This window comes from Enterobacter cloacae complex sp. I3, from assembly GCF_014896175.1.
GTDB classification, from domain to species: Bacteria; Pseudomonadota; Gammaproteobacteria; order Enterobacterales; family Enterobacteriaceae; genus Enterobacter; species Enterobacter bugandensis.
The window spans coordinates 1-13,529 of the sequence record NZ_JADBQZ010000021.1; the positions used below are offsets into that span (position 1 = coordinate 1).

At 49.9% G+C, this 13,529-nt stretch carries 13 protein-coding genes and 1 tRNA gene; 2 read left to right on the plus strand and 12 right to left on the minus strand.

Going from position 1 to position 13,529, the window contains the following annotated elements:
* Nucleotides 1–62: 62 nt before the first annotated feature.
* The 5 genes from IM271_RS16650 to IM271_RS16670 form a co-directional block, all read right to left on the minus strand.
* Nucleotides 63–407, minus strand: coding sequence for a hypothetical protein (locus tag IM271_RS16650; RefSeq protein WP_193052892.1), 345 nt, complete (start codon nucleotides 405–407; stop codon nucleotides 63–65).
* On the minus strand, nucleotides 400–783 hold the full coding sequence (locus IM271_RS16655) for a hypothetical protein (RefSeq protein WP_072095013.1): 384 nt from the start codon (nucleotides 781–783) through the stop codon (nucleotides 400–402). Before IM271_RS16655 ends, IM271_RS16650 begins: the two co-directional genes overlap by 8 nt.
* A gap of 108 nt (nucleotides 784–891) precedes the next feature.
* On the minus strand, nucleotides 892–1,173 hold the full coding sequence (locus IM271_RS16660) for a hypothetical protein (RefSeq protein WP_032654910.1): 282 nt from the start codon (nucleotides 1,171–1,173) through the stop codon (nucleotides 892–894).
* 8 nt (nucleotides 1,174–1,181) lie between these two features.
* Nucleotides 1,182–1,997: an ArsR family transcriptional regulator gene (locus tag IM271_RS16665; protein WP_193052893.1), complete on the minus strand. Its 816-nt coding sequence runs from the start codon at nucleotides 1,995–1,997 to the stop codon at nucleotides 1,182–1,184.
* 17 nt (nucleotides 1,998–2,014) lie between these two features.
* The gene (locus IM271_RS16670) at nucleotides 2,015–2,188 is read right to left on the minus strand and encodes a hypothetical protein (RefSeq protein WP_193052894.1); all 174 of its coding nucleotides are present in this window, start codon (nucleotides 2,186–2,188) and stop codon (nucleotides 2,015–2,017) included.
* A gap of 1,912 nt (nucleotides 2,189–4,100) precedes the next feature.
* Here IM271_RS16670 and IM271_RS16675 point away from each other — a divergent pair.
* On the plus strand, nucleotides 4,101–4,679 hold the full coding sequence (locus IM271_RS16675) for a tyrosine-type recombinase/integrase (RefSeq protein WP_193052895.1): 579 nt from the start codon (nucleotides 4,101–4,103) through the stop codon (nucleotides 4,677–4,679).
* A gap of 46 nt (nucleotides 4,680–4,725) precedes the next feature.
* On the opposite strand, the gene IM271_RS16680 is transcribed toward IM271_RS16675, so the two are convergent.
* From IM271_RS16680 to actS, 3 genes are all read right to left on the minus strand, one after another.
* Nucleotides 4,726–6,165, minus strand: a complete 1,440-nt coding sequence (locus IM271_RS16680; RefSeq protein WP_226859001.1) for an HNH endonuclease signature motif containing protein — start codon at nucleotides 6,163–6,165, stop codon at nucleotides 4,726–4,728.
* A 551-nt stretch (nucleotides 6,166–6,716) separates the two neighbouring features.
* Nucleotides 6,717–6,790: transfer RNA gene (locus IM271_RS16685), tRNA-Gly, on the minus strand.
* 80 nt (nucleotides 6,791–6,870) lie between these two features.
* Nucleotides 6,871–7,614 (minus strand): amidase activator ActS, encoded by a 744-nt coding sequence (gene actS, locus IM271_RS16690; RefSeq protein ID WP_193052897.1) that lies wholly within the window; start codon nucleotides 7,612–7,614, stop codon nucleotides 6,871–6,873.
* Between the two features lie 163 nt (nucleotides 7,615–7,777).
* Between actS and idi the strand changes: the two genes are divergently transcribed.
* Nucleotides 7,778–8,320 carry an isopentenyl-diphosphate Delta-isomerase gene (gene idi, locus IM271_RS16695; RefSeq protein WP_041908358.1) on the plus strand — a complete coding sequence of 181 codons (543 nt, stop codon included), beginning with the start codon at nucleotides 7,778–7,780 and terminating at the stop codon, nucleotides 8,318–8,320.
* A gap of 38 nt (nucleotides 8,321–8,358) precedes the next feature.
* Here idi and lysS read toward each other — a convergent pair whose 3' ends face one another.
* From lysS to dsbC, 4 genes are all read right to left on the minus strand, one after another.
* Nucleotides 8,359–9,876 (minus strand): lysine--tRNA ligase, encoded by a 1,518-nt coding sequence (lysS, locus tag IM271_RS16700; RefSeq protein ID WP_014885130.1) that lies wholly within the window; start codon nucleotides 9,874–9,876, stop codon nucleotides 8,359–8,361.
* A 9-nt stretch (nucleotides 9,877–9,885) separates the two neighbouring features.
* A protein-coding gene (gene prfB / locus IM271_RS16705; protein WP_120266878.1) for a peptide chain release factor 2 occupies nucleotides 9,886–10,984 on the minus strand; the annotation gives its coding sequence in 2 pieces (ribosomal slippage) (nucleotides 9,886–10,908 and nucleotides 10,910–10,984; 1,098 coding nt in all).
* A gap of 90 nt (nucleotides 10,985–11,074) precedes the next feature.
* Nucleotides 11,075–12,808 carry a single-stranded-DNA-specific exonuclease RecJ gene (recJ, locus tag IM271_RS16710; RefSeq protein ID WP_193052898.1) on the minus strand — a complete coding sequence of 578 codons (1,734 nt, stop codon included), beginning with the start codon at nucleotides 12,806–12,808 and terminating at the stop codon, nucleotides 11,075–11,077.
* A 5-nt stretch (nucleotides 12,809–12,813) separates the two neighbouring features.
* Nucleotides 12,814–13,527 carry a bifunctional protein-disulfide isomerase/oxidoreductase DsbC gene (dsbC, locus tag IM271_RS16715; RefSeq protein ID WP_028014319.1) on the minus strand — a complete coding sequence of 238 codons (714 nt, stop codon included), beginning with the start codon at nucleotides 13,525–13,527 and terminating at the stop codon, nucleotides 12,814–12,816.
* Nucleotides 13,528–13,529 lie beyond the last annotated feature (2 nt).

Sequence of the window (13,529 nt, forward strand, 5' to 3'; positions counted from 1 at the left end):
TACTTACATAGTAACATAAAAGTTATGCACATGTCAAGTACTTATGTGCTATTAGTGAATATTTATTCACTCTGAATCATGCCATAAACCTTGGCAATGTCGAGGCTAAGCTCTCCCAGTTCAGCGGTGATGTATTGCAGAGAGCAAGCCAGCTCCTCAAAGTCATTAGCTACACGCCAAACTTCTTCTGGTGTGATCGTACTACAATCACGCTGCACCAAACGAGCTACAGACGTTTGCAAATGTTCAAGGGAAGTGATTGCCTGTTCAGTGTGTTGCACCGCTTCCAAGAGCGCGGAGGGCGTTCCTGATACATGCGCCTGATTCACTAAAGACAATGTTGGCAGATGCCAATCATCTTCAAAATTCAGAATCATAGTTTCAATGGTGCTGTATGTATTAGTCATGTGTGATTTCCTTATCGTCAAAGAGAATGTCAAAGTCTTGTGTGTGGTGGGATAGCCCGTTAGTGCGGATATATTCCCGCCAGTCAATATAGTTTTCTGCGTATAACTGCCACTTCTTAAGGTTCGATGAATCAACACGGTATTCACGGCGGCGGCGTGGTTTATAGAAGACGTTATCCGAAGAGGCTAAAACATCCTGCAATAGTTCAAACTCTGATCCGGTTGGCACCGTTGCAGGGTATTCTATTATTTCGGTGATCCACTCCCCAGGGATGGATTCAGTTGCATGTTCTTTCAACTGACGGCTGTATTTACGTTTGCTGGCTCGTGCTGCTTTCTCAATACGCACTAAGTTGTTTCTTTGTCTTGTACTCATTTATCCTCGTAGAGGGAAACTTCCGTGTTTTCTCGTTAATGTCCATACTGCGTAAAATGCAAACAGCCAATAGATAGCGATGATCATAAAAGTTTCCCGTATTGTTTCTTAGTTGGTTGTCGTAATGAAGCTCACCGCTTCGTTTACGGTAATGTCGTAATACTTGCCGTGGCGCTCCATTGTAATAACCGCTGCATCTTTCATTATTAATAACCAATACCGCGCCCCGCTCTCACTTATACCGATCCCATCAGCGATATGTTTCACGGTGGCTTTTATTGCTCCGCTTTCACGTTTAAGAGATGCAAGGTGATAATAAAGACGTTGGCAGACAGTGTTACATTCTATTTGATGATGTGTGGCTTCGTTCAATAGGTATAGTTTATTCAATGTTACTCCTAAGTTTGTTGTGATCGTTCGTATGCTCCGCGTTTGGTTTTAAGATACTGGATTGAATGTTGATTTATTAACTTCCCCTGACTCTCAAACATTGCCAGATAAGGCAAATCAAAGTCATTAAATCCAGTAAACTGATCTGCATCGTTGTAGCGTTCCAAATACCACCAATCCCGGTTTTCATCTCGTGGCGTTTTAAACTCAAACGGGGAGACGGTTTGCTGTTTGGAGGGTGCTTTCCTTGCCGCTGGTTTCTTCGTGGGCTTTGGCTTAGGTGTTGGCTCCACTTTTTCCGGTGCTGGTGCTTCCTCTTCCGGTGTTTCGTCAAGCTCGCACATCGGATCTGCTTTGGCCTCTTCGCGCTGCCTCTCTGGCGCTACGTCTTCTCTAACTTTGCCAAACACTGGATGTTTTAGGCAATCTACCCATTCCGGCGTGGAATCTCGTTCCATCGCATTACGATCACGTTCAAAGGTGAAGTTTTCCGGCGTGAGTGGCGTTATGGTCCATTGGTTTGAGCGCTTTGGCTTATTACTGGCGATCAGTCCGATTTTCTTCAACTTTGCAACAATGCGTGTTGCTGTTGCCGAACTAACACCAATACTTGCACCAAGCTGATCAATGTCATCGTAATAAGTACCGCCCAACTCTATCGTAAAGCGATAATAACGATGGCGCATTCTGACGTAAAACTGCTTATCAGCAGGAGAAAGGTACTCTGTAACGCCTGTTTTAAGATTGGTGATCCTGGTGCATTCGTTAAATGCGTCTTCGGTGTTGGTGAAACTAAAAGCCTTACTGTTTATAATGTCAGTCATATTATGGTGTATCCTTATTAAGTAGAACGTTCTCCGTTCTTAATCGATGTGGAAAGTGTGGTTGCAGCGTCAATTAACATCTCCTGCACTGTTACGCCTCTCGCTCGCGCCTCTTTGAACAAAGTGCTAAACACTTCATCCGGCAGTTTTACGAATGTTCCGGCTGGTTTCTTCTTCTGGATTTCGCTCATTTGTTTTCTCCTTCTGGTTTATTCGTTGGCGGTGGTTTCAGCCTGTTCAGCTTTCCATTGATCGTAAAGTTCGATTCCTTTACGCAATCTTTCAGCGTGTTCGAAATATCCTTGCCGTTGTGCGGCTGCTCGCTGGCTGTTTATTGCATTTCGCGTCTGGCTTCCGGCCTTTAAAGCCTCGAAGACAAGTTCTGGATTAAAATACTTAATTTTGGTTCTCCTTGCGTTAGAAACACAGAAACACAGAAACACCATCCAGGGAGAACGTTAATCACGTTGCCTGATAGTGCGGTGTAAGTTGGATTGTTTGCGTTAGGCTGGATGCCTGAGATGATGACGGGACGAATGCTTTCATCACCCTACATCATTTACTTTATCATGAAATGATTTAAATGTCAATACTTATTTCTATCCATCTCAGATCATAGCGCACTTACACGTTGTGATCAACTCATTCATATCATCATAAAACACGTTCTATCGCTTCCTAACAGGTTTGAAAGCCTGAGAGGTGCAATGCCCTCCCTATCCTTTCGAAAACGCTCTCAGCGCGCCTGGGGCGTTCCGTTTGCGTTACCGCCGCCCTCTGGCACTTACTCCCGAAACCAATAGCACAAACTACTGAGGGATAACGGTAGTTATCAGGATAGTAGGTGGTGGTGTTGGATTGAGGCTGGATGAACTGGAGCCATCAGCGACCAGTAAATCCTTAGCCGTGGGCTAACTTTGCATGGATGAATGCGGAGCATGGAAGACAGGCAGAAGTTATGCCGAAAGACATTGCGCACACGGCGCATAGCTTCTGTGCCTCGTTTCACGAGGGCGAAGCCCTGGCACAATCACAGACAGATGCGCTGATCGCTGCGTCGTGAGCGGCTGACCGAGTAGCCCCAAAGGCGAATCAGGTCACTTGCCAGGCGAAACGCGCCAGCAAAGCGAATCTTTCACAAGATCTTCTAAAAGCTCTCTTTTAGAGATCGCTTTTAGAATCTCTTTGTATAGAACATCAATTTGATGTGTAGTTTGCCGATCCATACATCAATTTGATGCGTATCCCATGCATCCGTACATCATTTTGATGTATATCCGCTTATCCTCAGTTTCGACATACATCATTTTGATGTATATCTTCGCCCTGCTCACTACGAATCAATCGCACATGCAACAATCCTAAGAATAGCCAGAGGTAAATGTTAGGTAATACCTATCAAAACATGGCATTAATAACATCAAAACCTATCTTAAATGACAGGTAAAGAATCGGTGTAGCTGTAAGCCAAAGTAAATTGTTCACTTTCATTGTCAGAATGATCATTTTAGCTAAACCGTTGTGTAGTGCGTGATCAGCGCTGTTTGTCGTAGCAAACTACTTTCATGATAGGTGCAATGTGCTGAACGAGTTTTCTCATTTTATTGTTATAAAGTAACAATTCGATTTTTACATGCAAACCCCTCCAATTTATTAGCATTCTAATCATTTCATGATGCAATCAGACATAAATGAGAACCACTCTCATTTACCGTGCAATTACGCCCTACTTCGATACACATTAGAAAAGTGTATTCTGCAACTCATTGATTTTATTTAATCAGAACACTTTTCCATCACTTCACCGTGCAAACAGGGGTAACTCCCCGTCATCGAAAATAAATCTCTTGACAGAATCACCGTTTCACGAACCATGAGGATAAATGCATTTTCATTTATTTTTCAATCAGTTACGGATATTTCGGGATTTCTACGCCTGGAGTTGGGGAAGTGCCTCGGGCGGTGTTCGATCGGTAAAGCAACCGCGCACACATTTTGATCATTTCGTGCTCTTCAAAAACAAACGTATCTTGCAACCTGTTGAAAATGATCAATTTATGATCAATGATGATTTCAACGAAACGAACATGAGGAGGGATAAAGATGAAAGGCATTAGCCAGGCGCTAAAGAGTGCAGACGAAGTTAAAGCAGTGGCGGCAGAGCTACAACGCAACGCCAGAAGCAACCTGTTCTATTGCTTGTGGGTGTTTATGTATGAATCGGGCTTACGTATCTCTGACGTGCTCAAACTCCGGTACGAAGATGTAGAAGGGCAATCTCACCTCAAGGTAAAGCAGGAGAAAACGGGAAACGTAGTAAGGCCAAAGGTTACAGCCGCGATGCTGTCAGCCGTAGCGCAACGTAAGGCAGAGCAAGCCGATATGCCAGTGAAGACGGATTTCATTTTTAGCAAGGGCGATATACGTAGCAAAGGCAACGCCGTAACCCGTAACACGGTATTCAAGGAATTTGGGAAGATGGGACGTAGAGCAGGATTCTCTAACGTGGGATGCCATACACCACGTAAAAGCCGTGGGCGCGTGATGTTCGATGCTGGAGTGGCTATTGAAACAATCGCCCATTTCCTGGGACAGACAGATCCGCGCTCAACGATGTATTACATCGGGTATGGTCAGGACGTGCAGGACGATTTAACAGAGGAGTTTTCTTTAGAGTGGTGACGGATTGTACTTATTCTAAAATTGACCAAAGGTTGAAAGTAACATATCAACTGGATCTGATCTTCAAAAATAATTTCCATTTACTGCGCAGTTTATTCTCGTCTAACTTCACAGTATGTGCCCCTATTATTTTACCCTCAAACATATGGGCATATATACATTCAACATTAAAATGTATGGTTAGGGTATCTGGATTTATACCAAGTTGGCCGTTATCGAACATTCGATGACAATCCGAGGTAAGTAGGATGCCGTTACTGGTATCCATATTGTGCGAAGAACAATAATCCTCTAAATGACAGGCTTGAAGCAAAGATTGAATTGATTGTCCAGTTACTGCACACCTACCTTTGAAGTTGGTCTCAACTCTCCTTCGGAAACTTTGTTGGTCACTAATTCTTCTTAACTGCAATGTACGCTGAACATTACTCGAAATTAATTTAAGATCCACTGATTCAGGATAGGAACTAATTTTCTCTTGTTTCTTTCTTACCGCGCCAGAATCTTTTTTACTTAGAGAAATCTTATAACCTACTGTGATAAGGTCATACAAAACCCTTTCAGACTGCCCTTGTTTCTTGGCTATTTCACGCGCATCTGTTTCATTCTTACTTCTTAACGAAATTAAGTAAGCGAGCGAGTTAAAATATGAAAACTTACCTGGTTCAACTTTACTGTCATAATATTTTGAAGATAGTTCACGACTTTTTGCGATCTTGTACGCTTGCGTGACAGGGATAGTCCTTATCAACTGGCTATACAGTTCGCTATTAAAATAAAATTCAGGCACTTCAATTTTGGTTGTTGAATTGGTATCTAATTTTGTGATCACCTTTGCAGGTGATGTCTTCTTCGTATCAGTTCTTTCTTCTTGAATAATTTTAGTATGCGTAACGCGAGAAATTAAAGCCATTCTCTCCAGCTCAGCCTGAGCTTCTTTGGCTATTAACTCTTTACGCAATCTTTCACGCTCCAAAGTCTTCTCATTCAATGGCAGGAAACTACGATTTTCATGGCTAATGGTAAACTGATTCGGCGGGATAGTTTTCTTGAAAGATCTAACCTGAATAGATTTTCTATAATTTTCGCGTGCAACTCTCCTCTCCTGCTTAAATATTGAGCGAGGTTCCTTTAGACTTTGTGCAGGCGTATCCTTAGTTCTATTCCTGATCTCATAATTTAATGATTTAATGATTTCTGAAATTTCTTTCTTCTTCTCGTTAGATGTTACCGGATCGTTTATTTTTTCAGAGTATTCATTTTTTACCCTGATCAATTCAGGTAGAGACATTTCTTGAGCATGAAGTTTTCTTTTGGTTTGTTTTTGCTGTTCTCCAGCACTTGATGCAACAAGTTTGGTGATAGCGCTTTCAGGCTCGCTATTTTTCGCAGCATTCAACAAAGCATCAGCAAGAATACTATTCTTCATCAGCAGTTCCCCTTCCTTGAAATCTAACATACAAATCTCTACCAGAGCTTCGCCCATCACGCATCTACACCACCCCTATCGGATTAATCTTAGATTAACCAAGGTGCATACAACGCGCAACTAACAGATTTTGGACAATAGAAGCCATAAAGCCCCGTTAGTGGTACAAGCAACAAGCGGAGCGTAGCGACTTCATCAGATTGTCAGAGGGATCACACCTTATCAGGGTGCTCGTGTACCGTCAGGAGCGTGAGCGAAGCGCTGGCAGAGCCTGCATATCGTGTGCAGGTACGTTTACCACTATACACCTGTTTACGCAGCCACAAGGCCGCACATCGGGCTTAAAATGCGTGTGATCGGTCTGGTGCAAGAGACAATGCCCGGATCAGGCTTTTCCTTCACGTTGTGCTATCGCGGTGTGAGGGCTACAACTGCCGCCGCCGAATAGTTATACTCTTACTTCCATAGTAACTATCCGTGACAACTAACAGTGTACCTTGTGTTGGTAAATCGTCGTTCAATGGTAGAACGAACACGACAACTTATGTTAAGTAAGTTGTTGAAAGCAAAACGAGTTTTATCGAAGTTTTGCCACAAGGGGAGAGATCTGGAGCGGGCGAAGGGAATCGAACCCTCGTATAGAGCTTGGGAAGCTCTCGTTCTACCATTGAACTACGCCCGCTTTGAGGTGCGTAAGGCATTATAGACCTTACGCACCTTCATACAAGCCTCTTCACAACTAACCGGCGATTAAATAATCACTTAGCACTTCGGTTTGCTGCCGGGCGCAGGAAGATAGCGTTGCGGATCGATGGCCGTCGCCTTATAGCGGATCTGGAAGTGCAGCTTCACCGAATCGGTACCGGTACTGCCCATGGTGGCAATCTTTTGCCCCGCCTTCACGTTCTGCCCGTTGTTGACCAGCATCGTGTCGTTATGCGCGTAGGCGGTGATGTAATCTTCGCCATGCTTAATCATGATGAGGTTACCGTAGCCGCGCAGCTGGTTCCCCACATAAACCACCTTCCCTGCCCCGGAGGCATAAACCGGCGTACCGCGCGCAGCGGCGATATCAATACCCTTGTTGCCACCTTCAGAGAGTGAGTAAGGAGCGACCACTTTACCGCTGGCAGGCCAAATCCAGCAGCGCTGTCCAACCGGCGGCCATGACGATTGCGGTACCTGATAGGACGGCGTCACTTTGGCGGTTTTGCCTTTCGATGAGGATTTTTTGCCCGAGGATGAACTGCCGTTCACCTTGAGCTTTTGCCCCACTTCGATGGTGTACGGCGGAGAGATGTTATTCAGGCGCGCCAGATCCTTCACGCTGGTCCCCGTTGCGCGCGAAATCCGGTACAGCGTATCCCCGCGCTTAACGATATAGACCGAACCGGAATAGCTACCCATATCCGACGATTTGCTTCCTGAACAGCCAGCCAGGAATAGCGTCAGCGTCAGGCAAAAGATGGCGATGATGGGGTTTCTCGTCAGGCTTCCTGCAAACAAAACAGATCCTCGGTCAGCGTGAATGGCGCACTATGATACCAGCCCGGAGAGATATGGGTCAGCCCTTTTCCGCTCCTGGAAACAAACCGTTCGTATAAGATTGCCGTATAATGCTCCCTGTTGATGGTGCAGAACCATCCGCATCGTTGGCACTGGAGCATGAATGAGTATTCAAGAACACGTTATTTTGGTTAATGACCAGGGAATGGTAATTGGCACTCAGGAAAAATACGCCGCGCATACTGCCCAAACCCCGCTGCATCTGGCGTTCTCATCCTGGCTGTTTAACGCCGAAGGCGAGTGTCTGGTAACCCGACGCGCACTAAGTAAAAAAGCCTGGCCGGGCGTCTGGACGAACTCCGTCTGCGGTCACCCTCAATCTGGTGAACGGACGGAAGAGGCAATTATCCGTCGCTGCCGCGATGAGATTGGCGCAGAAATTACCGCGATTACGCCTGTCGCCTCAGAATTCCGCTACCGCGAAACGGATCCTTCCGGGATCGTGGAAAACGAGATTTGCCCGGTCTTCGCTGCCCGCGTCACCAGCGAACTGCGAATTAACCATGATGAAGTGATGGCATTTGAATGGGTGACGCTGGAGTCGTTATTCCGCGCGCTGGACGCCGCCCCATGGAGCTTTAGCCCGTGGATGGTGCAGGAAGCAACGGTCGCGCGAGACGCGCTGAGAGCGTTCGCGGCGCAATAAAAAAGCCCCTTTCGGGGCTTTTTTAGCAACGTAACGCCTTATTTCACCGGGCGCATTGCCGGGAACAGGATCACGTCACGAATGGTGTGGCTGTTGGTGAACAGCATCACCATACGGTCGATACCAATACCCAGACCTGCAGTTGGCGGCAGGCCGTGCTCCAGCGCGGTCACATAGTCTTCATCGAAGAACATCGCTTCGTCGTCGCCAGCCGCTTTCGCGTCAACCTGATCCTGGAAACGCTGCGCCTGGTCTTCCGCATCGTTCAGCTCGCTAAAGCCGTTGCCGATTTCACGGCCGCCGATGAAGAATTCGAAACGGTCGGTGATTTCCGGGTTCTCGTCATTACGACGCGCCAGTGGAGAGACTTCCGCCGGGTATTCGGTAATGAAGGTCGGCTGAATCAGGTGTGCTTCCGCCACTTCTTCGAAGATCTCGGTCACGATACGGCCCAGACCCCAGCTCTTCTCAACCTTGATGCCGATGCTTTCAGCGATGGCCTTCGCAGAGTCGAAGTTATCCAGATCCGCCATGTTGGTTTCCGGACGGTATTTCTTGATCGCTTCGCGCATGGTCAGTTTTTCGAACGGCTTGCCGAAGTCGAAGACTTCTTCACCGTAAGGAACCTGCGTAGTGCCCAGAATGTCCTGCGCCAGGGTACGGAACAGGGATTCGGTCAGCTCGATCAGATCTTTGTAGTCCGCGTACGCCATATAGAGTTCCATCATGGTGAACTCTGGGTTATGGCGAACGGAGATACCTTCGTTACGGAAGTTACGGTTGATTTCGAACACGCGGTCGAAACCACCGACCACCAGACGCTTCAGGTACAGTTCCGGCGCGATACGCAGGTACATGTCCAGGTCCAGGGCGTTGTGATGGGTGATGAACGGACGCGCAGACGCGCCGCCAGGGATCACCTGCATCATCGGGGTTTCCACTTCCATAAAGTCGCGGTTGACCATGAACTGGCGAATACCGGCCATGATCTGGGAGCGAATTTTGAAGGTCTTGCGGGATTCATCGTTAGAGATGAGGTCCAGGTAGCGCTGACGATAGCGCGCTTCCTGATCCTGCAAACCGTGGAACTTGTCCGGCAGCGGGCGCAGGGCTTTGGTCAGCAGACGCAGCTCGGTGCAGTGGATAGACAGTTCACCGGTTTTGGTTTTAAACAGTTTACCTTTCGCGCCCAGGATATCGCCCAGGTCCCACTTCTTGAACTGCTCGTTGTAGATGCCTTCCGGCAGGTCGTCACGGGAAACGTACAGCTGAATACGGCCGCCGACGTCCTGCAAGGTCACGAAGGAGGCTTTACCCATGATACGGCGGGTCATCATACGGCCTGCAACGGCCACTTCGATGTTCAGCGCTTCCAGCTCTTCGTTCTCTTTACCGTCGAAGTCAGCGTGCAGTTGGTCTGAGGTGTGGTCACGACGAAAATCGTTCGGGAACGGCACGCCCTGCTCGCGCAGCGCTGCCAGCTTCTCGCGGCGGGTTTTCAGTTCGTTGTTAAGATCGACTACCGCGTCAGCGCCCTGTGCTTGTTGTTCAGACATGTTGGTTCCTCATAACCCTGCTTTCAAACTTGCTTCGATAAATTGGTCCAGGCTGCCGTCCAGCACCGCCTGCGTGTTGCGGGTTTCAACCCCGGTACGCAGGTCTTTGATGCGGGAGTCATCAAGGACGTAAGAACGGATCTGGCTGCCCCAACCGATGTCAGACTTGTTGTCTTCCATCGCCTGTTTCTCAGCATTTTTCTTCTGCATCTCCAGCTCATAAAGCTTCGCTTTCATCTGCTTCATGGCCTGGTCTTTGTTCTTATGCTGGGAACGGTCGTTCTGGCACTGTGTTACCAGCCCGGTTGGAATGTGGGTAATACGCACCGCAGATTCCGTACGGTTAACGTGCTGACCACCCGCGCCGGACGCGCGGTAAACGTCAATACGCAGGTCCGCCGGGTTAATTTCGATATCGATATCTTCGTCAACTTCCGGGTAAACAAACGCGGAGCTGAAGGAAGTATGACGACGGCCACCGGAGTCAAACGGGCTTTTACGCACCAGGCGGTGAACGCCGGTTTCGGTACGCAGCCAGCCGTAGGCGTAGTCGCCAATGATCTTGATAGTGACGGATTTAATACCGGCCACTTCACCTTCAGACTCTTCGATAATTTCGGTTTTGAAGCCGCGCGCTTCCGCCCAACGCAGATACATACGCATCAGCATGCTGGCCCAGTCCTGCGCTTCGGTACCGCCAGAACCTGCCTGAATATCGAGATAGCAGTCAGCGCTGTCGTATTCGCCGGAGAACATGCGACGGAATTCCAGCTGTGCCAGCTTCTCTTCCAGCCCGTCGAGTTCTGCCACGGCTTCGTTAAAGGTTTCTTCGTCGTCGGCTTCGACGGCCAGCTCCAGCAAACCGGAAACGTCTTCCAGCCCCTGGGCCATTTGATCCAACGTATCTACGATAGCTTCGAGAGAGGAACGCTCTTTACCCAGCGCCTGTGCGCGTTCAGGTTCGTTCCAGACGTCCGGCTGTTCCAGCTCGGCGTTTACTTCTTCAAGACGCTCTTTCTTGGCATCGTAGTCAAAGATACCCCCTAAGAACGTCAGAGCGCTCCGTGAGGTCCTGAATACGGTTTTTTACCGGATTAATTTCAAACATGGTCTGTTTTCTTTTATGGACTTGTCAAAATGCGGTGATAAGAGCGGGATTGTACCGAATCCACGCCCTTTTTTATAGAGATTACTGCCGCTAAATTGGCCAGATATTGTCGATGATGATCTGAAGGGTGCGGTTACCGCGAAACTCGTTGATATCCAGTTTGTACGCCAGCTCGACCTCGCGCACGCCGTTGTCCGGCCAGATGGAGGTGTCAACGTTGAAGGCGATGCCGTCCAGCAGCGGTCCGCCGCCCACCGGCTCAACCATCACTTTCAGGTGACGTTCGCCAACGATACGCTGCTGCAGCAGGCGGAATCGCCCGTCGAACAGCGGTTCCGGGAACATCTGTCCCCATGGACCGGCATCGCGCAGCATCTGCGCGACCTCCATCGTCATTTCGGAGACGGACAGCTCACCGTCAGAGACCACTTCGCCCTGCAGCAGCGCCGGGTCAATCCACTCGGTGACCAGCTCGCCAAACAGGCGCTGGAACTCGTCGAACTTTGCCTCTTCCAGCGACAAGCCTGCCGCCATCGCGTGGCCGCCGAACTTGATCATCAGACCGGGATAAAGCGTATCCAGACGCTCCAGCGCATCGCGCATGTGCAGCCCCTGAATCGAACGGCCAGAGCCTTTCAGCGTGCCGTCACCCGCAGGCGCAAACGCGATCACCGGGCGGTGGAAGCGCTCTTTAATGCGCGACGCCAGAATGCCGACCACGCCCTGATGCCACTCGGGGTGGTACATTGCCAGCCCGCCCGGCAGCGTATCGCCACTGCGCTCAAGTTTTTCGCACAGGGTCAGCGCTTCGGCCTGCATCCCCTGCTCAATCTCTTTACGGGTCTGGTTCAGGGCGTCCAGCTCGTTGGCCAGCACGCGCGCTTCGCCGATGTTGTCGCACAGCAGCAGCGCCACGCCGACGGACATATCGTCCAGCCTTCCGGCAGCGTTTAGACGCGGCCCGAGGGCAAAGCCCAGGTCGCTTGCCGCCAGCTTAAGCGGATCGCGGTTGGCAATCTCCAGCAGCGCCTTAATTCCGGGACGGCACTTGCCCGCGCGAATACGGCTTAAGCCCTGCCAGGTCAAAATGCGGTTATTGGCATCAAGAGGTACCACGTCCGCCACGGTGCCCAGCGCCACCAGGTCGAGGTATTCGGCCAGGTTTGGAACGGCAATGCCGCGGGATTCGAACCAGCCCTTATCGCGTAAGAGAGTACGCAACGCCAGCATCAGATAAAACGCCACGCCCACGCCGGCGAGGGATTTCGACGGGAAATCGCAGTCGCGCAGGTTGGGGTTAATAATCGCTTCTGCTGCGGGGAGCGTATCGCCGGGCAGGTGATGATCGGTGACCAGCACCGGGATCCCCAAAGCGTGAGCATGATCGACGCCCGCATGGGAGGAGATCCCGTTGTCGACGGTCATGATCATCTGCGCACCGCGGGCATGGGCCTGATCGACCACCTCCGGGCTGAGGCCATAGCCGTCTTCAAAGCGGTTCGGCACCAGATAGGTGACATTATCGCAGCCCAGCGCGCGCAGGCTGAGCACGCTCAGGGCAGTGCTGGTTGCGCCGTCGGCGTCGAAATCCCCTACAACCACAATGCGCGTTCCCTCACGCAGCGCGTTGTAGAGCATTTCGGTAGCTTTCTCGATACCGTTCAGCTGCTGCCAGGGCAGCATCCCTTTCACGCTGCGCTCAAGATCCTCTGCGCGACGCACGCCGCGGCTGGCGTAGAGGCGCTTTAGCAGCGGCGCGAGATCGTCCGGTAAATCAACGTGTTCAACCGCCTCGCGGCGGCGCAATTTGATGGGAGCTTTCACGCGAATTATTTACCACCAAACTGTTTCTGGTGCGCGTCGAGAAACTCTTTCATCTCTTTCGGTCCCTGATAGCCCGGAACAACATAGCCGTTACTCAGGACAATCGCTGGCGTACCGCTCACGCCAAACTGCACGCCCAGCGCGTAGTGGTTAGCAATGTCGATGTCGCAGGAGGCAGGCTTAACGTCTTTACCGTTCATCGCGTCATCAAACGCTTTGTTGCGGTCTTTGGCACACCAGATCGCTTTCATGTCCTGCTCTGGCTTGCTCTGTACGCCTGCGCGCGGGAAGGCCAGGTAACGCACGGTAATGCCCAGCGCGTTATAGTCTTTCATCTGTTCATGCAGCTTGTGGCAGTAGCCACAGGTGATGTCGGTGAAGACGGTAATCACATGTTTTTCCTGCGCCGCTTTATAGACGATCATCTCTTTTTCGAGCGCGTTCAGGTTTTTCATCAGCAGCTGGTTGGTGACGTTCACCGGCTGCGCGCCGCTCACGTCGTACAGCGGTCCCTGAATAAAGTGTTTGCCATCTTCGGTGACGTACAGCACGCCGCTGTTGGTCAGTACGGTTTTCATACCGGCAACCGGCGCAGGCTGGATGTCGCTGCTGGTGACGCCAAGCTTAGCCAGAGACTGTTTGATGGCGGCGTCATCCGCATGGGCGAAGCCGGTAAATGAGGCTGCCAGCAGGGTGAACAGCACAAAAGACTTTTTCATAA